This is a genomic window from Parabacteroides sp. MSK.9.14 (assembly GCF_019041495.1).
GTDB classification, from domain to species: Bacteria; Bacteroidota; Bacteroidia; order Bacteroidales; family Tannerellaceae; genus Parabacteroides; species Parabacteroides merdae.
The window spans coordinates 1-18,686 of record NZ_JAHPXO010000033.1 but is presented as its reverse complement, the minus strand read 5'-3'; the positions used below and the strand labels follow the sequence as shown (position 1 = coordinate 18,686).

Below are 18,686 nucleotides of genomic sequence, written 5' to 3'. Positions count from 1 at the left end.
AAAGATGAACAGAAAACTCATGCTCATGACGGTTGCGATCATTGCAACAGCAACGGCACAGGCGCAGTATGTGACCTATAACCACGACTCGCCGAAGCAGAACCAGATTACGGTCATGGAAACCGGTGCGGGCTCCCTCACGCCGGAACTGTACTACTGGGCATTACACAACAAATACAAGAAATCGGCAGCGGCAAAGAACAAACTGGGGTTCCGCACGACAGCCGGCATCAACCTCTATAACCAGACGGACGAAGCCGAATCCATCGATTCGGCATTGGTGAGCCGCGCGAAAATAGAGGCCCTGAACGTGGCAGACCGACAGGCTGATATCGCCTGGCTTGCCGAAGGTGACAAGATCAACGGCCAGATGGAAAGGATGAAGCGTAACATCGACCGTATCCTTCCTGCCGGGGGCACCCCGGAGGACAGGGAACGCTGGACGGAATACTACCATGTTTTCCAGTGCGCCATTGATGCTACCAGGGATGCCTATATGCCCAATGCGCAGCGGAAGAAAGAGTATCTGCGAATCTACGAAGACGTGGTGCAGCAGAATGAGATTCTTGTCAGCTATCTCGCCAAACGGCAGAATGCCACCCTGACGAGCAACCTGCTGAACGCGACCTCGGACCGTACCTTGGACAAAGGCAGCGTCATCAGGGAAGCCATGAGCCGCTGGAACGAATCGCGTCTCGCGGTGCGTGGCTCACAGTCGGGCGGCAGTTCCGGAGGTGACGGTGAAGAGAGTGTAAACAGGTGAAACTAAAAAGACAGACGGCAAATGGCAGACGGAAATATACTCACTGATTTCGGTATCAATCTTCTTGAGGAGGAGATTGACGATGTGATTTTTCAAACGAACGAGTTCCTCACGGACGCGACGTTTACGGGTTCGCAGGGGCCGTTCTGGTGGATACTGCAGATGTGCATGGCTCTGGCCGCCTTGTTCTCGCTTGTCATGGCGGCAGGTATGGCCTACAAGATGATGGTGAAGCATGAGCCGCTGGATGTGATGAAGCTGTTCAGACCGCTGGCTGTTTCCATCGTTCTCTGCTGGTGGTATCCGCCTGCAGACACGGGTATGGCCGGCAGCGGAAGCAACTGGTGTTTTCTGGACTTCCTATCCTACATCCCGAACTGCATCGGTTCGTACACGCATGACCTGTACGAGGCGGAAGCCACACAGATAGCGGACAAGTTCGAGGAAGTGCAGCAGCTCATCCACGTAAGGGACACGATGTACCACAGCCTGCAGGCACAGGCGGATGTCGCCCACACGGGAACATCAGACCCCAACCTTATCGAGGCGACCATGGAACAGACCGGTGTGGATGAAGTGACCAGCATGGAAAAGGATGCGGCGGAACTGTGGTTCACCTCCTTGACGGCCGGTGTCGTCGTGGGAATAGACAAAATCATCATGCTGATTGCCCTTGTCGTGTTCCGCATAGGCTGGTGGGCGACGATCTACTGCCAGCAGATATTGCTCGGTATGCTGACGATATTCGGCCCGTTGCAATGGGCGTTCTCTCTGCTGCCGAAATGGGAAGGTTCCTGGGCAAAATGGCTGACACGTTACCTGACGGTACATTTCTACGGGGCCATGCTCTACTTCGTGGGCTTCTATGTATTGCTCCTTTTCGACATCGTGCTGTGCATCCAGGTGGAAAACCTGACCGCAATCACGGCCAGCGAGCAGACAATGGCGGCCTACCTGCAGAACAGTTTCTTCTCCGCCGGTTATCTGATGGCGGCAAGCATTGTAGCCTTGAAATGTCTGAACCTTGTACCTGACCTTGCGGCGTGGATGATACCGGAGGGCGACACGGCCTTCAGTACGAGAAATTTTGGAGAAGGCGTGGCACAGCAGGCCAAGATGACAGCGACAGGCGGTATCGGGGCAATCATGAGATAAGATAAAAAACATATAAACAACAATCCTTAAAAATAAAAAAGTATGAACGTACAAGAACAAATCAAAGAATGGTATCAAGACAGACGGTTCGTGAACTATGTGAATATGCGCGTACAAGAAGAAATCCGTCATGTATCGGAACAACGTCCCGACCAGAAGTACAAGGAACTGGACGATGCCTTTGACCTGGATGATCGGTATTTCGTCCCACTGACGACTTATCTGACCTATCGCCTGCAACTCGCCAAGTTGCAGAAAAACAGATCGAAACGCAGGCGTGGCATCTGGTGGGTGTTTGTGCAGATAGTCATACTGAGACTTTATACGGAAATCACCACCAAGGAGTTTGAGAAACTCCAAAAGGAGTCATACGGAGCAATCATACCGATGCTGCACAATGAATATGTAATGAAGTTGAATAGAATAAGACAATAAACCGATATGATTATCAAGCATCTGGAAAACAAGATACGGCTGGTGGGCATTATCTGCACGGCTTTTCTCGTGGGATGTGTCATCATCAGCGTATCGAGCATCTGGACAGCCAGGACAATGGTGTCGGATGCACAGAAAAAGGTGTACGTGCTGGACGGCAACGTGCCCATTCTTGTCAACCGCACCACAATGGAGGAAACGCTCGATGTGGAAGCCAAAAGCCATGTGGAGATGTTCCACCACTATTTCTTCACCTTGCCGCCTGATGATAAATACATCAAATACACGATGGAAAAGGCGATGTATCTGGTGGACGAAACAGGTCTGGCGCAATATAACACTCTTAAGGAGAAAGGTTTTTACTCCAACATCCTCGGCACGAGTGCCGTGTTCTCGATTTATTGTGACAGCATCCGCTTTGACAAGAGCACCATGGAGTTCACCTATTACGGCCGCCAGCGAATCGAACGCAGAAGCAACATCCTGATGCGTGAGCTGGTGACAGCCGGTCAGCTCAAGCGTGTACCGAGAACGGAGAACAACCCTCACGGTCTGCTGATAGTGAACTGGCGCACTCTCCTTAACAAGGATATAGAACAGAAAAGCAAGAGCAACTATTAAACAATCAAGGATATGAACATCAAGGGATTCAGACGGATGCTGCTGGGCGAAAAGATGCCTGACAGGAATGATCCGAAGTACAAGGAACGCTATGAGCGTGATGTGGAAGCCGGACGCAAGTTTGCCAAGGCGACCCGTATAGACAAGGCGGCAGCCAAGGTGCAGGGCTTTGCCAACGTGCACCGTACTCTTTTTCTGGTCATCGTGTTCGCTTTCGTGCTGGGCGGGCTGGCATGGAACATCTACCGTATAACAGTGGTATATCGTCACCAGCCGGCGGAGAGGACAGCGACAGAGATGCAGGATTCGGTATTGAGGGAGCGGCACAGGATGTTGCAGGAAGAGGAACTGAGGGAAACCGGGACAGGAAATACAAACCGTAGCAAAACAGACTTGCCATGAAAAAGATATTTGAGAAAATCAATTTCAGACAGCCGAAGTACATGCTCCCTGCCATTCTTTATATCCCTCTGCTCGGTGCGTCCTACTTCATATTCGACCTGTTTCATACTGAAACGGCGGATATACCGGACAAGACGCTGCAGACAACGGAATTCCTGAATCCGGAACTGCCGGAAGCGCAGATCAAGGATGACGGCATTGGCAGCAAATACGAGAACATGGAGAAATCGTGGGGCAAGATACAGGACTACTCGGCGGTCGGCAACATAGAAAGAGACGAACCTGATGAAAACAAGGAAGAATATGAATCACAATACACGCAGGATGACATCGCCCTGCTCGATGAGCAACAGCAGGAAAAAGCAGCGGCAGCGGAAATTGCCGCCGCCAAAGAGCGTGAACAGGAAGCACTCGCGGAGTTGGAAAAGGCCCTTGCCGAAGCACGGCTGAAAGGACAGAACATGGTGATGCCCCCTGAAGAGGCGGATACCACGGACACCGTTCCGCCGCAGAATGTACCGGAGGCCGGCACCATCGACGAGGAGAAACGTCCGGTGCAAGCACCGTCGGCAGACGAACCGCCCAGCGCGGTAGTCCGCAAGGTGAAGACCACCTCGGACTATTTCAACACGCTGGCGAAGGATGCCCGTGAACCGAAGCTGATCCAGGCCATCATAGACGAGGACATCAAGGCTGTGGACGGCTCGCGCATCAGGCTGCGCCTGCTGGATGACGTGGAAATAGACGAGTGCGTAGTGAAACGGGGTACGTACCTGTACGCCACGGTAAGCGGCTTCTCGTCCGGACGTGTCAAGGGAAACATCAACAGCATCCTTGTGGACGACGAGCTTGTGAAGGTCAGTCTCGCGCTTTATGACACGGACGGTATGGAGGGCCTGTATGTACCGAACAGCCAGTTCCGGGAAACGAGCAAGGATGTGGCCAGCAGTGCCATGTCGGGCAACATGAGCATGAGTACCGGAACTACAGGGAACAGCCTCGCCCAATGGGGAATGCAGGCGGTGAACAACGCTTACCAGAAGACGAGCAACGCCATCAGCAAGGCCATCAAGAAAAACAAGGTCAAGCTGAAATACGGGACTTTCGTCTATCTGGTCAATGGTCAGGAAAAAAGGAAATAAAAAGGTTCGAGACAATGGAAACAGATATTTCAAAACTACATGAGGGAACGGACGGCTTTTACTACGATGACTTCCTCGCTCCCGACAAGGCCGAAACATTCGTCGGGCAACTCGTGAGTACCCAATGGTGGCAGAAAGGTGGACGCTTCGCCCTAATATGCAACTTTCTGGCAGAGGACGGGCGGAAAATCGCCTTGTTCGCCTTCCAGAAATACACCGGCTTTTACGGGCCGGGAGACGGGGCGGTCAATTTCAAGCACGCGGAGATGAATACCTTCTGGGAGTGTGAGGTCCGGGAAAACCGGAAGGGACGTTGTACTTGGGCGAGTGCCCTGCAGCTTGGAGGGCCGAAAAACAACGCGATATGATAGAGACGGACAAGATATACAACATGGACTGCCTGGAAGGCATGAGCCGTATGCCGGAGGGAAGCGTCGATGCCATCATCGCCGACCTGCCTTACGGTGTATTGAACCGCGGCAACCGGTCAGCATGTTGGGACAGGCAGATACCCCTCGGTCCGCTGTGGGAGCAGTACCGTAGGATTATCAAGCCGGACAGTCCGATAATCCTGTTCGCCCAGGGAATATTCTCCGCGCATCTCATGCTTTCCCAACCGGGAATCTGGCGTTATAACCTCGTATGGCAGAAGGACCGTGTTACGGGCCATCTCAATGCCAACCGGATGCCGTTGCGCCAGCATGAGGACATTCTGGTGTTCTACATGAAGCAGCCCGTGTATCATCCGCAGATGACACCGTGCCCTCCCGAAAGGAGAAACCATGGACGCAGCATGACGGAAGGCAGTTTCACGAACCGGTGCTACGGGGAGATGAAGCTGGTACCGGTACGCATGGCGGACAACAAATATCCGACATCGGTCATTTTCATCCCGAAAGAACACAAGACAGGGGCATTCTATCATCCGACCCAGAAGCCTGTGGCACTGGTCGAGTACCTGATACGCACCTACACCGACGAGGGGGACACCGTGCTGGACAACTGCATCGGGTCCGGAACGACTGCCATTGCCGCAATCCGTTCGGGACGGCACTATATCGGATTCGAGACCGTGAAGGAGTACTGCGACATCGCCGAACTCCGTATCCGGGAAGAACTGGAGCGAATACATACGACGACATAAGGGTAAAAGAAAAACAAATGGAATATAAACAATCAACGACATGAATATGAATCTCAAGAAAATCGGAACGGTATTTCTTCTGACAGCCGGACTGCTGGGAACGCGGAATGCACAGGCGCAGACGACCTACGAGGAAATGGAACAACTGACGGTCAACGAACAGGTGACGACCGTCATCACGGCATCGGAGCCGGTACGCATGGTGGACATTTCCACCGACAAGGTGGTTGGCGACCAGCCTTTGGACAACATTGTACGGCTGAAACCCAAAGAAGCCGGGCACGAGGACGGCGAGGTGATTGCCATCGTGACCGTCATCACGGAACGCTACCGCACGCAATACGCGCTGGTTTACACCACACGGCTTAAGGAAGCCGTAACGGACAAGGAGATACTCCCTCACGAGCGCAACGCCTACAACAATCCGGCAGTATCGATGTCAACCGCCGAGATGACGCGCTTTGCCAGACGGATCTGGAACTCTCCGGCGAGAATCAGGAATGTGGCCACCAAGGCACACCGTATGGTGATGCGCCTGAACAACATATACTCTGTCGGGGACTACTTCTTCATAGACTTTTCCATAGAGAACAAGACGAACATCCGTTTCGACATCGATGAGATCAGGGTAAAGCTCGTTGACAAGAAACTCGCCAAGGCCACCAACGCCCAGACTATCGAGCTTACTCCGGCGATGATACTGGAACCGGGAAAGACATTCCGACATGGCTACAGGAATGTGCTTGTCATCAAGAAGATGACCTTCCCGAACGACAAGCTGCTGACTGTCGAAATGACGGAAAAGCAAATCAGCGGCCGCAATATCAGCCTGAACATCGATTATGAGGATGTGTTGTCTGCCGATTCGTTTAACGCTGACCTGCTGGAGGAGGAATGATTATGAGAAAGACTCTGATTCTGATGTTTGCCTGCATGTGCCTTGCCTTCAGCGCGAACGCACAACGCAACAGCGGCCGTCTTTCACTGGGGGTCGGGCTGCTTTACAGGAACGGTATGGACGTGACGTTTTCATACGAACATGAAATGAACTACCGGCACGCGTGGGAGTTCTTTGCCAACGGCTACCTGCAGTGGGCCGAATGCGGCCCGTGCGGCCATATCTGTCCGGAATCCTTCTGGCGCAACTACCGCACCTATGGCTTTGGCGTGGCATACAAGCCTTGCGTGGTACGGGGCCGCAATCATTACGGCAACCTGCGTATAGGAGCTTCGGCAGGAAGCGACACGAAGAAGTTCCTGGGCGGCCTGCATTTCGGTTACGAGCACAATTACGTGCTGCGGTCCGGATGGACGCTGTACTGGCAGGCGAAGAGTGATTTGATGATAAAGGGCGCGGATCTGCTTCGGGTAGGTGTAGCCCTTGGTGTGAAACTACCGATAAAATAAGGGAAAAGATGAAACAGAACATTTTCAGAAAGGTGAGCCGGTTCGTACCGGTACTTGTCGCAGCAGTCGCCGTGACAGGTTGTGACGCGCATATAGACGTACCGGACACGGCTGTCCGCCCGGGACATGTCCTGTGCGAGGACGGAACGGCCTTGTCCTACACGGAATACCAGCAATCCGGGAAAAAGGCTGTGGCCGTCGTGTTCGACACCCGGCAGCATGAGGGTGCGGAAGGAAACGGCTACGCGGTTTACCTGTGGGACATCACCCCGCAGGCATTTGCCGACAGCCTCGGTATTGCCCAAGGCACATCTGCGGACCTCGCGGCACATGACGGCAATGCCAATACATTCGCTCTATATGAAACGAAGGAAACGGCTTCGCCGATGGCGGAAACGGTCTTTGACCTCTGGTGTTACGGGCAGAGCGCATACGTTCCGTCGGTGGCACAGATGCGTCTGCTATATACTATCCGGGAAACGGTAAATCCTGTCATCGAACAGTGCGGGGGCGATCCGTTGCCCCTGACCGACGGCGACTGCTGGTACTGGACATCCACGGAAGTGGCCGAACAGGAAACGGCAAAAGCCTGGCTTTACTCGATGGGCAGCGGAGCCATACAGGAAACACCCAAGACACAGGCGCACAAGGTACGCCCGATTATAACCATCAACCGGTAAACCAGAGATATACGATTGCGTTCTTTGACATTGTTGGACAACATACGATTACAAACCAGAGCCGAATTCACGCAGTAATGCCATCAAGCGACGTATGCTTTCCTCGACATCCGAGGGGGCCGGAATGGCACGATATGCCAAATCCGGGAGTTCACCCATGTAAACTGTCTGCAAGTTGCCCCAAACCTGCGGCAGATCTGTCATCAACGGGGACTCCTCCAGTCGCCGGTCACGCCAGCCTTCGGGCTTGTCAAAGCTCTGCCGGTCGTGTTCGAGCAGTGACCTGAAATCTTCGGGGAAAGCATCGCTATGAAGATACGTGAGGCACTCTTCATCTTTCAGCAGATGATGCAGATCGTAGAAATGACGGATTTTGGCCGTCAACTGCGGCATATACAGATTGGCCAGCGAGCATCGGATGAGTGACACCAATTTCTCGGTCAGCGTGCGGCGACGGTCAAGCACATTGACCTCGAACGGCTGCATCCCGTATTCCTCTATCATACGGTTGTTGCCGGTAGCCTGCAGGAACTCTGTCAGGAAACTGCAGAGAGAACGCCGCTCGAAAGGATATGGATTGGCAAAACTGTTGATTTCTACCAGGAGTTGCCCAGCCCGGATTGCTCCGACCTGTTCCGTATCTATGGCCCGTGGATAGGTGTAAAACGCCTTGTGGTAATGCGATCCCTTGCTTGTCATGCCGGGGATGACCAGTTCCTCCAGTCCGGCTGTCATATTCTTCGATGTACGGCGTATGAGGTTCTTTAGCTGGTTTCCGCTCAGTGTCCATGCTTCGGCGATGGCCACGTCAATGTCCTCGGAGAAACGTGCCCCGATGCCGTAGGCCTTGGTCAGGGAAGTTCCGCCCTTGAAAATGGCACGATTATCCTTGTCTCCGGTAGCCATAAGCGACAGCGAACGACAGATCCAATAGTCTTTCTCGATAAAGATACTCTTGATGCCGAGTCCGCCGTCCTGTACCGGACGTGCAGCCGCTTCTATGGCATCGGCAAACAGTTGCTGATTCTCGTGTAGTCTCATACGATGTTCCATTTTAATTTGGTGGGTAAAGCCTGTGCGGTGACAGGAAGTTTGTAGGTCGTGACCCCATTGAGTGTCGCACGCAATTGTCGGGTGTCAGCTCCAAGACTGTCCAGAATGGCACCCAGCAATGCCCGGACATACGGCTGGTAATTTTCGGCCAGGTCCGCCAGTTTCTCCAGATCGCCTTCGGACAGAGCGGCTATCAGCCGAGCAACGCCCCGCACACAATCGTCAGGTGATGTTGCCGGAATCTCACGGAGCAATTTGAGCGCGTCAAGGATCAGCAGCAGAGGAATGTTCTCCCGTGTGATTGCATTAGGCTGTACAAGGAAGGACACGCTGTATTCGCCCCGTTTCATAGGCCGGCGGTATTTGTTCGTGCCTATCGTAATGGCCGATGTGATCTGTGTCGTCAACCCCAACTGCGCAAATGCTGCCGTACCGGTCATATAGCCGATTGGCTTGCCGTTACGTTCCAGAAGGTCCTTGACCACCTCTGCCACCGGAGGCTTCAATGTGCCGAACACCGTCTGTTTAGGCTTGTAGTACCGTCCTTTGGCAATCTTGCAGATAGAGCCTTCTGCCACCAGACGGCTGAGTGCCTTGACCAACGCAGGCTGGTACTCCGGCAGCACATTGAAATCGGCAATGGTAAGCACCTTGCCCGGAGGCGTGGCGTCCAGTATTTCCTGTACCTGTTTAGTAATCACCATAATCGAATCGTTTTGTTCCGGATGCAAATATAAGAAAAGTCTTGTTTTTTACTGCAAAAACATGACATTTATTTTCGTCTGAATCAAAATAATCAAGTCCAACAATATCCGAGGCGATCAGAACCACAACCCAATAAAAAAGCTATAAAAAATGGAAGAAAGCAAAGAGTTACAAGGATTCTACAAGATATTCCGTGCAGTCGTCTATGTGTCGGTTCTGCTGGAGTTCTTCGAGTATGCCATTGACCCGGCAGTATTCGACCAGTGGGGCGGCATACTGACTGACATCCACGGACGTATCAAGCGATGGACGATCTATCAGGACGGCCATCTCGTGTACAGCAAGATAGCCACGATACTGCTGATCTGCATCACCTGTATCGGTACGAGGAACAAGAAGCATCTGGAGTTCAACGCCCGCAAGCAGGTGATTTTTCCCCTGACCGGCGGACTGCTTCTGCTTGTCCTGTCCGTATGGCTGTTCGGACATCCGATGGAAATGCGGCTCTATACGCTGCCGCTGAACCGTATCCTATACATGGCGGCTTCGCTCGTGGGAGTGATACTGGTACATATAGCCCTGGACAATATCTCCAAGTTCATCAAGGAGGGCCTGATGAAGGACCGCTTCAACTTCGAGAACGAGAGTTTCGAGCAGAGCGAAGAGATTCAGGAGAACAAATACAGCGTGAATATCCCGATGCGCTACTATTACAAGGGGAAGTTCCGCAAGGGATGGGTCAGTATCAGCAACCCTTTCCGCGGGACGTGGGTCGTGGGAACTCCCGGCTCGGGTAAAACATTCAGTATCATTGAACCGTTCATCCGTCAGCACAGTGCCAAGGGGTTTGCCATGGTTGTATATGACTATAAATTCCCGACACTTGCCACGAAACTTTACTACCATTACAAGCTGAACGAGAAACTTGGAAGAGTTCCCAAGGGGTGCAAGTTCAACATGATCAACTTCGTGGACGTGGAATACAGCCGTCGTGTCAATCCTATTCAGGCAAAATACATCAACAACCTGGCGGCAGCCAGTGAGACGGCGGAAACCCTGCTCGAGTCATTGCAGAAGGGCAAGAAGGAAGGTGGCGGCGGAAGCGACCAGTTTTTCCAGACATCCGCTGTGAACTTCCTTGCTGCCTGCATCTATTTCTTTGTCAATTACGAACGGGAGCCGTATGACAAGGACGGAAACATGCTGTATGCGGAGAAACGTCAGGACCCGGAAACCAAATTCTGGAAGCCGACCGGAGTCGTGCGTGACAAAGAGGGCGGCAACATCGTGGAGCCGGCCTACTGGCTGGGAAAGTATTCGGACATGCCGCACATATTATCGTTCCTGAACGAAAGTTATCAGACCATCTTTGAGGTACTGGAGACTGACAACGAGGTGGCACCGCTGCTCGGGCCGTTCCAGACTGCCTTCAGGAACAAGGCCATGGAGCAGTTGGAAGGTATGATCGGTACGCTGCGTGTCTATACGTCCCGTCTGGCGACCAAGGAATCGTACTGGATATTCCACCGTGACGGGGATGACTTTGACCTGAAGGTGAGCGATCCGAAGAACCCGAGCTACCTGCTCATCGCCAACGACCCGGAGATGGAGAGCATTATCGGTGCGCTGAACGCCCTTATCCTGAACCGTCTTGTCACCCGAGTGAATACAGGCCAAGGGAAGAACATCCCGGTGAGCATCATCGTGGACGAGCTGCCGACGCTGTATTTCCACAAGATAGACCGACTGATAGGAACTGCCCGAAGCAACAAGGTGAGCGTGACCTTGGGATTCCAGGAGCTGCCGCAGCTGGAGGCCGACTACGGCAAGGTAGGTATGCAGAAGATCATCACGACCGTGGGTAACGTGGTCAGCGGTTCGGCCCGCTCGAAAGAGACACTGGAATGGCTGTCGAATGACATTTTCGGTAAGGTCGTGCAAGTGAAGAAGGGCGTGACCATTGACCGTGACAAGACCAGCATTAACCTGAACGAGAACATGGACAGTCTGGTGCCGGCATCAAAGATTTCCGATATGGCAACGGGATGGATATGCGGGCAGACAGCGAGGGACTTCGTGAAAACCAAGACCGGCGTAGGCGGCTCGATGAACATTCAGGAGTCGGAAGAGTTCAAGACCACAAAGTTTTTCTGCAAGACGGACTTCGATATGGGAGAGATAAAGAAAGAGGAAGCCGCGTATGTGCCGCTGCCGAGATTCTACACCTTCAAATCGAGGGAGGAACGGGAACGCATCCTGTACAAGAACTTCGTGCAGGTGGGTCAGGACGTGAAGGAGATGATCAAGGATGTGTTGAACAAACGGGGTGCGAAATGAAGCACGTAAGGATGTTTGTCATCATACTGCTGGTATCTGCAGTGGCAACAGTCTATGGGAAGGAAAGGCATGGGACAGAAACGGGAACTGCCCAACTGTCCATATACAAGCTGCCACCGCTGGAGAGGGCAATCAGATGCACGAAATACTATGAGGGTTGGCATGGTGAGAAAAAACATTGGCCCTATGTGGGATGGGGTCATAAGGTTCTTCCCGGAGAGAGTTTTACCAACGACATCACAAAAGCTCAGGGAGACTCCATCCTGCGAGCGGACATGATGAAACTTTGCCGTCTGTTCAGCAGATTCGGGCGTGATTCTACGTTGCTCTCGTGTCTTGCCTACCAGGTAGGCCCGTACCGGCTTTTAGGTAGCAAAGACTTTCCCAAAAGCAAGCTGATACAAAAACTGGAAGCCGGAAACAGGGATATTTACAAGGAGTACATTTCCTTCCGCTGCTATAAAGGCAAGGTAGTTCCGAGCATCGAGCGGAGAAGGAAGGTGGAATATCTGCTGCTTTTTGAAGAGTAAAAAAGAAGGGAGAATCTTTCGGTGTATTTCCGTCAATTTTCCAGGATAGAAAAGAAATATTTCACAAAAGCGAGAGAACAAGCCTATTACCGCCGATATCCTGAAAAAAAAGGATAAAAAATATTTCTGGCTTCAGTTACTATTGCCGCTTGGTCTGTGGCTGATTGATTTGTGTTTAATCTTCTGGCTTTTTACTTGGTATCATTGAATGGAATATGGAGAAAAGAAGACATGAATATAATCAGGGAAAGAAGGATGCTGTTCTGCCGTTTCAACATGCAGTTCCTGCTGCCTTGACATTAACAAATACAGATTATCAAATGAAAACAACCCGCATCATGAACAAGATTATCATTTATCTGAGTGCCGTATTGCTGCTGTGCAGTTGCGGCAGTGCAAGACATTATGCAGCGTTTCAATATGACAACGGAGACGACTATGTAAGTGAAGGACTGTACCGCATAGTGGACCGGAAAGGGCGTATCGGTTACGCAGACGAGACAGGCAAGACCGTCATCCGTCCTCGTTTTGCCTTCGGCTATCCATTCGAGGGTGGCAAGGCGAAAGTCACCGATTCGGGGGAACGGAAAGAGGTGGCAGGCTCCGGCAGCGAGCACTGGTATTGGGAAAGTGATGACTGGTACTACATTGACAAACAAGGGAACCGGTGTGAGAATCAAGATACAGACAAGGACAAAACACATCCATAACACAGCAATAACCCCGGAGGTTCAGATGCGAGCCTTCGGGGTTAGCCTATAAGTACAGTACTTCCTCAATTGCCAAATCCGAATGACATGGCTGCCTGTTCACAGAAGCGTGCATATTCCTCTTTGTCAGTTCCGCTTTCAATATGGCGGTCTATCAGTTCTCCCAGTTCATCGAAGCAGACTTCGTCACTGAGGCACTCTATGTCTGTCCCGTTCCGGAGATATACTTCATAATAGTCCGAGCCGTTCAGACAGATCAGCACTTCCCCTTGGAAGAGTCTTCCGTTTACATGGAATTTCAGTCCCGGCAGGTCATTGAATACTGTTGCCATAAACTCCCCGATGCCCCATGACATAAGGACCGGCGTGTCGGTCATCGTTACCAGCTGTTCGCGAATTGTCGCAGCCACTCTCATTACATACTCTTTATCCATAATCTTGATTTTTAATAGATTTATATATTCATTTTATTCAAACCATTCCGGGTTGTCTTCTTTCAGCATCTCAACCAGCTCGTCATCCGGCAGCTCAAGACTTCCGGCATCGGTGAAGAAAAAAATCTCATCGTATAATTTCTCAGCCTCCTTACTCGCAAAGCCCTCGTTCTCGCTGTCGAAACTACCGGGCTGGAGTGCGTCAAGCAAACCTGTTGAGCCGATAAGGAGTTCTTCACCTTCATTTGATTTCACCACACGGCAAGAATAAGTTCTGCCGGCAAATTCCACCTCTTTCTTTTTCATCGGTCTATCACTTTAATGGTATGTTTCTCCCGTGTTCTTTCAGGTACTCCATGATACATTTCGCTTCCTCGTGCGAAGCCATATTGCGTTCGTCGTACCTGCGGCTGTCATCCGCCATAACCTTGATGCACTCTTTAATCAACCTATACAGGCTTTGCTGCAGTGTCGGGTGCATGGTCGGTATTGCTGCTGCAAATCGAGCCGGATTGAAACTGTAATTGTTGACTGCCATTTCCCAGTCTTTAGCGAGACGGTACTCTCTGCTTTCTTTGATGTCCTTGTCCATAATTCTGATATTTAACGATTTTGTTTTTCTTCCCTCTGTTCGGCCTCCTTTTCGGAGGAGCCGCTTCGGGATTTACGGTGCATCGATAGACGGTCGTCAAAGCCTCTCCCGATGTTTTTTCCTGCCAATTACTCTTTCAGAGAAAGGAAGAATTTGCAGGAAATGCACTTCAAAACGGAGGGAACAGGCTCGACCGCCTACATTCGCACCAGTAAAGTCCACGCGGCGACGGGAAGGACGACGAAAGAAGAAATGACTCTCATGTCAATACAAGAGGGAAAATAGAAAGGGATAAGGGTGGTGGCGGGGGCTTATGACGGACGGCGTTAAAACAGGTGCCGCTATAAAGGTTCCCGGAGCGGCCGATGGCAGAATACGGCCCGTGCCGGATTCCGTCATCAGCCACAGATCCGGACCGGAGTGCTTACAGCAGCCCAGGGCTGCCGTCGTGCATGAAGGTTTTATAACAGTCTCCGCCTGGCGCACATGAGGGCGGCAGTATAACGGGATTTGCCGTGAAAAGAGATGCTGTCAAAGCATCCCTTCGTCCGCGTAGCTCAGATAGCCTGTATCCGAGAGGATGATATGGTCAAGGAGAGTGATGTCAAGGATTTCGCAGGCTTTCTTGAGTTTGCTTGTGATGGCATTGTCACTGGAGCTGGCCACCATGTTGCCTGACGGGTGGTTGTGGCTGAGGATTATGCCCGAGGCATGGGCCAGAAGAGCCGTCTGCAGGATGATACGGACATCCACAACGGTCTGGCTGATGCCGCATTTTGATATGCAGGAGAGTCCGAGAAGCCTGTTGGCTTGATTGAGGAACATCACCCAGCATTCCTCATGATGCTGCATACATTCATCGTATGCCTCCTTGAAGATGTCGTAGCTCACTCTGGAGGAGTTTACCAAGGTACGTTTTGCAGCATCGGCATCCTTGTAATTTACTGAAATCTGAGGGAAAGAAAATGTATTCATAATAACGAAGATTTAAGGTGAAACAATTTTTTTCGCCCGTGCACAGCTCTGTCTGGACTTCGTGCAAGATTTTGGGAAAGAATACTATCCGCAGGATTGGAGATTGTTTCCCAAATTCACCCGGATCTTGCGTTTGTCCGGAAAGATGCTGTAACTTCGCTGAAAACAAATGTTGAGACTACCGGGGTATTATAAGAGGTCCGGCTATAAAGGTTATCCGGGCCGGCCGATGACGGAAGACCGCCCGTGCGGCCTGTAGGAATCAGCCAGAACCCGGTCCGTACTGTTTCAGCAGACGGAGACTGCCGAAAGACAGGGAGGTGTATAAAAAAGGTCAGGCGGCGCCGGTCTGCCTCCGGCACTCAACAGAAAAGCAGGACGGATTTCTCCGCCCTGCATCTGAAATCAACTATGAATTATGGTCAAGCAGCAACCTCTTGGGATTGAGGTTGTTTTTCGTTGTCCGCATCGGCTTCAGTCTGCTCTGCTTCCTGTTTGGCCTGTTCCTGCACCAAAAGGACGGCTTTCTTTTCTTCGATGCGCTGATGTCTTTTTTCGTAAACTTCATTATGTCCGTTCTCGATGTCGGCAAGTCTTTCCGGCATGTGTTTTCCTGCAAATTCAAGCAACATGTCGGCTATGGCGTTGCTTCCGTATGCGTTCTTGAAATTCTCAATCAGGAAATCCCTGCGGATGACGGCTTTTGCCTTTGGGGTAAGATTGGCCACAATATTTGTCTTGTCCTCGTTGGACAGATAGGGCGAATGTTCTCCCTCTATGCCAACGGCGGCAAAGTGTTCCTTTCTCAACGATGAAAGCAGGAAGAAATAAATCATCTTTTCTTCGTCAGCCCCGAACTTGGTTTCGGTCATATCCACTTCCAAAATCTGTTTTTTGGTATCTTCCACGGTCTTTTCCCTGGCAATCTCCTTGTTTCGCTTGTCCTGCTTGTCCAGTTTTTCAATCGGGGAAAGCTGTTCCTGTCCTGCCTGTTGTCCACTGACGGCATTCATCATGGAATTCTCCACATAACATTTGACAATGTCTTCGTTCCCAATCCGTGCGAAGAGCGATATTTCGCCTACTTCTGCCCTGCGTACAAGTTCCTTGCCCTCTTCCATATAATCGTTCATATCCTGCTCATACTCAACCTTAGCTTCCTTATATTCGTCTTCCGTATCATATTCTCCGGCTTCAGGCTCTTCGGGAAGTGTCGGGTAGTCTTTGTATCTGCATTGCAGTGCCACAACCTCATAGCCCATTTCCTTGAGGCGATTAACCGCATCCGCATTATAGCAATATGCGTCATGGCTTAGAGATAGTGCAGGATAAGCCTTAATGGTCTCTATTGCCTTTTCCGTCAAAAATGCGGCATTCATTTCATCAAGACAGCCTTTGTTGGCGCATTTTCCGCATGTTCCCTCACAGAACAATGTCATGTTGTTGGTATTATGGGGGCATGACAGGCAAAGGGTCTTGTCAAAGTTGTAGCGTTCAAGGTCTGTCGTGAAGTGGCGCTCGATGTTCTTTGCCACCTCGGTCGCTTTCATGCCTCGCCAACTGCCAAACATGATACCCTCTTTCAAGTGCTTGTCGAAAACCTCTCTCTGGATGTCCTCGCCATATCGGCAAATTTCGCTTGCCACGCTGATAGTGATTTCATCCTTTTCCAACAATTCTGCTATTTCGGGGATAAGGGAGACGAACTTCAGTCGGGTGCGGATATAGGTCTCGTTCTTGCCGAACTGCATGGCCAAAGACTGAATGTCGTGCCGTCCGCTTTCTATCAGCCTCTGATAGGCGTTTGCTTCCTCGATAGGGGTTACATCCTTGCGTTGCAGGTTTTCCGTCACCGCCATTTCTTCGGCGGTCTCGTCCGAAACATTCAGAACGATTGCCGGAATTTCTTCCAGTCCTGCCATGAGTGAGGCACGATACCTGCGTTCCCCGAATATGATTTCAAAGCGGTTCTCCGCAATGGGACGCACCCCGATAGGCTGGAGGACGCCCTGCTGACGGATGCTTTCCGCCAATTCCGCAAGGCTTGCTACATCAAAATTCTTGCGTGGGTTATAGTTACTCGGCTGAATATCTGCCAAAACTACTGATACGATGTTCTTCTCTGCTACTGATTGAATGTTCATTGTTTCCATAATTCATAAATTTTGATTTGTTATACATTGATTTTCTGATTACTGCTATTCCTGTTGGTTGGTGTCATACTCGTACATTTGCGTATTGTCGTACCCCCCGAACGATAGCCGGAACGTGTCGAAGTCTTTCCTGCCGGCCAGCCTTACGGTATCGTTCTTTCCGATGAAATAGGGTTCAAGCATTGTCCGGAACGGTGCGCCGAGCGTAGTCCTGTCTGCCAATGTGCAAACCTTGTCGGGTTGTTGGGGCATGATATAGCCCAGTGCATATTCGTTGTAAACTACCAATCTTATTTTATCCATGTCGATGTCAATTTTGAATTGTTTTTTTATTTCCCTCTGGTCGGTTCTTTTCCCGTTTGAACCGCCTTGGGGTTTTATGGATGCGGTTTACAGCTGTCGGTACAGCTTCATACGACGGCTTTTCCTGCCAATTACTCTTTCACAGAAAGGAAGAATTTGCAGGAAATGCACTTCAAGCCGGAGGATCAAGCGCGACAGCAGACCTTTGCATCTGATAAAACCAAGGCCGGTGCGGCGGGAATGAAGCCGGAAAGCGGTAAAAGATGAATTATAAAAGAAATGTTCTATGGAACTATAAAAGAAAAAGATTACCGATAATTTACCGGTAATCTATAATATAATAGGGAGATGTCTTCTTGAAGAAGATGACATATATAAGAGGTTGTCCGTCTTTAGTAGGATAGTGAGAGATCTTTAAGCATGACAAACTCCTCTTCAGTCTCATGGATGATCTTAAATCCAAGTTTTAGATACATTCGGACGGCATAGTTCGCCTTTTGTACGGACAGAGAGACGCGACTATATCCTTTGCTCTCAAGTAATCGAAACATTTCACGCATAAGATGGCTTCCTATGCCTTTACTCCTGTATTCCTTATATAGGGATATGGAGAGCGATGGGGTCCTGTCATCCACATGTCCGTAATCATTCATAATACGTACCCATACTGCACCGACCACTTTCCCTTCACAGTCTGCGACCAGACAAAAGTCATCTTTTTTCTTTCCGAAGTCCTCAATATACAGTTTCAGTTCAGGTAAATCCACCACGTCCTTTGAGGGCGGTTTGACTCCTTCAGGGATATAAATCGCTTCGTAAAGAAATTCTCTTAGCAAATGGTTCTCACTACCTTGCAAATGGCGTATTATATACTTGGCCGATCCGTTCATTCTTGTTCACATTTTCTTTTCAGGTCAGCTATATACCGTTTCTGCTGTAATTTCAAATACAACAATGCAAAAGGATATAACCACCATTTCTTTAGGCTAATTGACTCTGTAAAAATCACTTCCGTTCCATTTTCAGCCTGTCTGAAATGTCCCGTCCACTCCCCGGAAAAGTTCACATTATCCATAAGAAATGAATATTTCCTTAATTCCGCAACACTTTGATTTAACTTTATTTATAAGTACCTGAGCAACAAA

General features: G+C 50.6%; 23 protein-coding genes. 14 read left to right on the top strand and 9 right to left on the bottom strand.

All coding sequences use genetic code 11. The annotated features are described in order from the left end of the window. Nucleotides 1-4: 4 nt before the first annotated feature. From KTG12_RS16140 to KTG12_RS16090, 11 genes are read left to right on the top strand one after another with little or no spacing between them, the layout of a single operon-like run. Nucleotides 5-763 (top strand): DUF5045 domain-containing protein, encoded by a 759-nt coding sequence (locus KTG12_RS16140; RefSeq protein WP_005807087.1) that lies wholly within the window; start codon nt 5-7, stop codon nt 761-763. A 21-nt stretch (nt 764-784) separates the two neighbouring features. After that, nucleotides 785-1,918 carry a hypothetical protein gene (locus KTG12_RS16135; RefSeq protein WP_005807089.1) on the top strand — a complete coding sequence of 378 codons (1,134 nt, stop codon included), beginning with the start codon at nt 785-787 and terminating at the stop codon, nt 1,916-1,918. 42 nt (nt 1,919-1,960) lie between these two features. After that, complete coding sequence (locus tag KTG12_RS16130; protein ID WP_005807091.1) at nt 1,961-2,353, top strand: hypothetical protein; 393 nt, start codon at nt 1,961-1,963, stop codon at nt 2,351-2,353. Between the two features lie 6 nt (nt 2,354-2,359). Then, nucleotides 2,360-2,974 (top strand): conjugative transposon protein TraK, encoded by a 615-nt coding sequence (gene traK / locus KTG12_RS16125; protein WP_005807093.1) that lies wholly within the window; start codon nt 2,360-2,362, stop codon nt 2,972-2,974. A gap of 12 nt (nt 2,975-2,986) precedes the next feature. Beyond that, nucleotides 2,987-3,376, top strand: a complete 390-nt coding sequence (locus KTG12_RS16120; RefSeq protein WP_005807095.1) for a hypothetical protein — start codon at nt 2,987-2,989, stop codon at nt 3,374-3,376. Next, a complete protein-coding gene (gene traM / locus KTG12_RS16115; RefSeq protein ID WP_005807097.1) occupies nt 3,373-4,518 on the top strand; it encodes a conjugative transposon protein TraM in 1,146 nt (381 codons plus the stop codon). Before KTG12_RS16120 ends, traM begins: the two co-directional genes overlap by 4 nt. Before the next feature lie 14 nt (nt 4,519-4,532). After that, the gene (locus KTG12_RS16110; protein WP_005807100.1) at nt 4,533-4,886 is read left to right on the top strand and encodes a hypothetical protein; all 354 of its coding nucleotides are present in this window, start codon (nt 4,533-4,535) and stop codon (nt 4,884-4,886) included. Beyond that, nucleotides 4,883-5,662 carry a site-specific DNA-methyltransferase gene (locus KTG12_RS16105; protein WP_005807102.1) on the top strand — a complete coding sequence of 260 codons (780 nt, stop codon included), beginning with the start codon at nt 4,883-4,885 and terminating at the stop codon, nt 5,660-5,662. The genes KTG12_RS16110 and KTG12_RS16105 overlap by 4 nt, the downstream gene beginning before the upstream one ends. Nucleotides 5,663-5,708: 46 nt before the next feature. Then, entirely contained in the window at nt 5,709-6,560 is an 852-nt protein-coding gene (gene traN, locus KTG12_RS16100; RefSeq protein WP_032534606.1) for a conjugative transposon protein TraN, read from the top strand. Further along, nucleotides 6,557-7,069 carry a hypothetical protein gene (locus KTG12_RS16095; RefSeq protein WP_005807106.1) on the top strand — a complete coding sequence of 171 codons (513 nt, stop codon included), beginning with the start codon at nt 6,557-6,559 and terminating at the stop codon, nt 7,067-7,069. The genes traN and KTG12_RS16095 overlap by 4 nt, the downstream gene beginning before the upstream one ends. Nucleotides 7,070-7,077: 8 nt before the next feature. Next, nucleotides 7,078-7,749: a DUF1566 domain-containing protein gene (locus KTG12_RS16090; protein WP_254189045.1), complete on the top strand. Its 672-nt coding sequence runs from the start codon at nt 7,078-7,080 to the stop codon at nt 7,747-7,749. Nucleotides 7,750-7,797: 48 nt separating this feature from the next. Here the strand turns inward: KTG12_RS16090 and KTG12_RS16085 are convergent, their stop codons facing one another. Together KTG12_RS16085 and KTG12_RS16080 are read right to left on the bottom strand one after the other, a co-directional pair. Then, entirely contained in the window at nt 7,798-8,790 is a 993-nt protein-coding gene (locus KTG12_RS16085; protein ID WP_005807111.1) for a nucleotidyl transferase AbiEii/AbiGii toxin family protein, read from the bottom strand. Next, a complete protein-coding gene (locus KTG12_RS16080; RefSeq protein WP_005816027.1) occupies nt 8,787-9,506 on the bottom strand; it encodes a DUF6088 family protein in 720 nt (239 codons plus the stop codon). The genes KTG12_RS16085 and KTG12_RS16080 overlap by 4 nt, the downstream gene beginning before the upstream one ends. Before the next feature lie 151 nt (nt 9,507-9,657). Between KTG12_RS16080 and KTG12_RS16075 the strand changes: the two genes are divergently transcribed. The 3 genes from KTG12_RS16075 to KTG12_RS16065 all read left to right on the top strand — a co-directional run bounded on the left by KTG12_RS16075 (nt 9,658) and on the right by KTG12_RS16065 (nt 13,084). Next, nucleotides 9,658-11,844 carry a type IV secretory system conjugative DNA transfer family protein gene (locus KTG12_RS16075; RefSeq protein ID WP_005807115.1) on the top strand — a complete coding sequence of 729 codons (2,187 nt, stop codon included), beginning with the start codon at nt 9,658-9,660 and terminating at the stop codon, nt 11,842-11,844. Further along, complete coding sequence (locus KTG12_RS16070; RefSeq protein WP_005807116.1) at nt 11,841-12,374, top strand: glycoside hydrolase family protein; 534 nt, start codon at nt 11,841-11,843, stop codon at nt 12,372-12,374. The genes KTG12_RS16075 and KTG12_RS16070 overlap by 4 nt, the downstream gene beginning before the upstream one ends. A gap of 215 nt (nt 12,375-12,589) precedes the next feature. Further along, entirely contained in the window at nt 12,590-13,084 is a 495-nt protein-coding gene (locus KTG12_RS16065; RefSeq protein ID WP_005807119.1) for a WG repeat-containing protein, read from the top strand. Between the two features lie 65 nt (nt 13,085-13,149). On the opposite strand, the gene KTG12_RS16060 is transcribed toward KTG12_RS16065, so the two are convergent. The 7 genes from KTG12_RS16060 to KTG12_RS16030 all read right to left on the bottom strand — a co-directional run bounded on the left by KTG12_RS16060 (nt 13,150) and on the right by KTG12_RS16030 (nt 18,431). Next, entirely contained in the window at nt 13,150-13,518 is a 369-nt protein-coding gene (locus KTG12_RS16060) for a hypothetical protein (RefSeq protein ID WP_005807120.1), read from the bottom strand. 33 nt (nt 13,519-13,551) lie between these two features. Continuing rightward, nucleotides 13,552-13,824 (bottom strand): hypothetical protein, encoded by a 273-nt coding sequence (locus KTG12_RS16055; protein ID WP_005807122.1) that lies wholly within the window; start codon nt 13,822-13,824, stop codon nt 13,552-13,554. 7 nt (nt 13,825-13,831) lie between these two features. Next, entirely contained in the window at nt 13,832-14,110 is a 279-nt protein-coding gene (locus KTG12_RS16050; protein ID WP_005807124.1) for a hypothetical protein, read from the bottom strand. A gap of 531 nt (nt 14,111-14,641) precedes the next feature. Then, nucleotides 14,642-15,085: a JAB domain-containing protein gene (locus KTG12_RS16045; protein ID WP_005807125.1), complete on the bottom strand. Its 444-nt coding sequence runs from the start codon at nt 15,083-15,085 to the stop codon at nt 14,642-14,644. A gap of 422 nt (nt 15,086-15,507) precedes the next feature. After that, the gene (locus KTG12_RS16040; RefSeq protein WP_005807126.1) at nt 15,508-17,238 is read right to left on the bottom strand and encodes a ParB/RepB/Spo0J family partition protein; all 1,731 of its coding nucleotides are present in this window, start codon (nt 17,236-17,238) and stop codon (nt 15,508-15,510) included. 45 nt (nt 17,239-17,283) lie between these two features. Further along, nucleotides 17,284-17,541: a hypothetical protein gene (locus tag KTG12_RS16035; protein WP_005807128.1), complete on the bottom strand. Its 258-nt coding sequence runs from the start codon at nt 17,539-17,541 to the stop codon at nt 17,284-17,286. A 392-nt stretch (nt 17,542-17,933) separates the two neighbouring features. Continuing rightward, complete coding sequence (locus KTG12_RS16030; RefSeq protein WP_005807130.1) at nt 17,934-18,431, bottom strand: GNAT family N-acetyltransferase; 498 nt, start codon at nt 18,429-18,431, stop codon at nt 17,934-17,936. Nucleotides 18,432-18,686 lie beyond the last annotated feature (255 nt).

Coding starts and splice junctions, on each gene's coding strand:
- KTG12_RS16140 (WP_005807087.1), top strand. CDS start 5: ATGAACAGAAAACTCATGCTCATGACGGTTGCGATCATTGCAACAGCA.
- KTG12_RS16135 (WP_005807089.1), top strand. CDS start 785: ATGGCAGACGGAAATATACTCACTGATTTCGGTATCAATCTTCTTGAG.
- KTG12_RS16130 (WP_005807091.1), top strand. CDS start 1,961: ATGAACGTACAAGAACAAATCAAAGAATGGTATCAAGACAGACGGTTC.
- traK (WP_005807093.1), top strand. CDS start 2,360: ATGATTATCAAGCATCTGGAAAACAAGATACGGCTGGTGGGCATTATC.
- KTG12_RS16120 (WP_005807095.1), top strand. CDS start 2,987: ATGAACATCAAGGGATTCAGACGGATGCTGCTGGGCGAAAAGATGCCT.
- traM (WP_005807097.1), top strand. CDS start 3,373: ATGAAAAAGATATTTGAGAAAATCAATTTCAGACAGCCGAAGTACATG.
- KTG12_RS16110 (WP_005807100.1), top strand. CDS start 4,533: ATGGAAACAGATATTTCAAAACTACATGAGGGAACGGACGGCTTTTAC.
- KTG12_RS16105 (WP_005807102.1), top strand. CDS start 4,883: ATGATAGAGACGGACAAGATATACAACATGGACTGCCTGGAAGGCATG.
- traN (WP_032534606.1), top strand. CDS start 5,709: ATGAATCTCAAGAAAATCGGAACGGTATTTCTTCTGACAGCCGGACTG.
- KTG12_RS16095 (WP_005807106.1), top strand. CDS start 6,557: ATGATTATGAGAAAGACTCTGATTCTGATGTTTGCCTGCATGTGCCTT.
- KTG12_RS16090 (WP_254189045.1), top strand. CDS start 7,078: ATGAAACAGAACATTTTCAGAAAGGTGAGCCGGTTCGTACCGGTACTT.
- KTG12_RS16085 (WP_005807111.1), bottom strand. CDS start 8,790: ATGAGACTACACGAGAATCAGCAACTGTTTGCCGATGCCATAGAAGCG.
- KTG12_RS16080 (WP_005816027.1), bottom strand. CDS start 9,506: ATGGTGATTACTAAACAGGTACAGGAAATACTGGACGCCACGCCTCCG.
- KTG12_RS16075 (WP_005807115.1), top strand. CDS start 9,658: ATGGAAGAAAGCAAAGAGTTACAAGGATTCTACAAGATATTCCGTGCA.
- KTG12_RS16070 (WP_005807116.1), top strand. CDS start 11,841: ATGAAGCACGTAAGGATGTTTGTCATCATACTGCTGGTATCTGCAGTG.
- KTG12_RS16065 (WP_005807119.1), top strand. CDS start 12,590: ATGGAGAAAAGAAGACATGAATATAATCAGGGAAAGAAGGATGCTGTT.
- KTG12_RS16060 (WP_005807120.1), bottom strand. CDS start 13,518: ATGGATAAAGAGTATGTAATGAGAGTGGCTGCGACAATTCGCGAACAG.
- KTG12_RS16055 (WP_005807122.1), bottom strand. CDS start 13,824: ATGAAAAAGAAAGAGGTGGAATTTGCCGGCAGAACTTATTCTTGCCGT.
- KTG12_RS16050 (WP_005807124.1), bottom strand. CDS start 14,110: ATGGACAAGGACATCAAAGAAAGCAGAGAGTACCGTCTCGCTAAAGAC.
- KTG12_RS16045 (WP_005807125.1), bottom strand. CDS start 15,085: ATGAATACATTTTCTTTCCCTCAGATTTCAGTAAATTACAAGGATGCC.
- KTG12_RS16040 (WP_005807126.1), bottom strand. CDS start 17,238: ATGGAAACAATGAACATTCAATCAGTAGCAGAGAAGAACATCGTATCA.
- KTG12_RS16035 (WP_005807128.1), bottom strand. CDS start 17,541: ATGGATAAAATAAGATTGGTAGTTTACAACGAATATGCACTGGGCTAT.
- KTG12_RS16030 (WP_005807130.1), bottom strand. CDS start 18,431: ATGAACGGATCGGCCAAGTATATAATACGCCATTTGCAAGGTAGTGAG.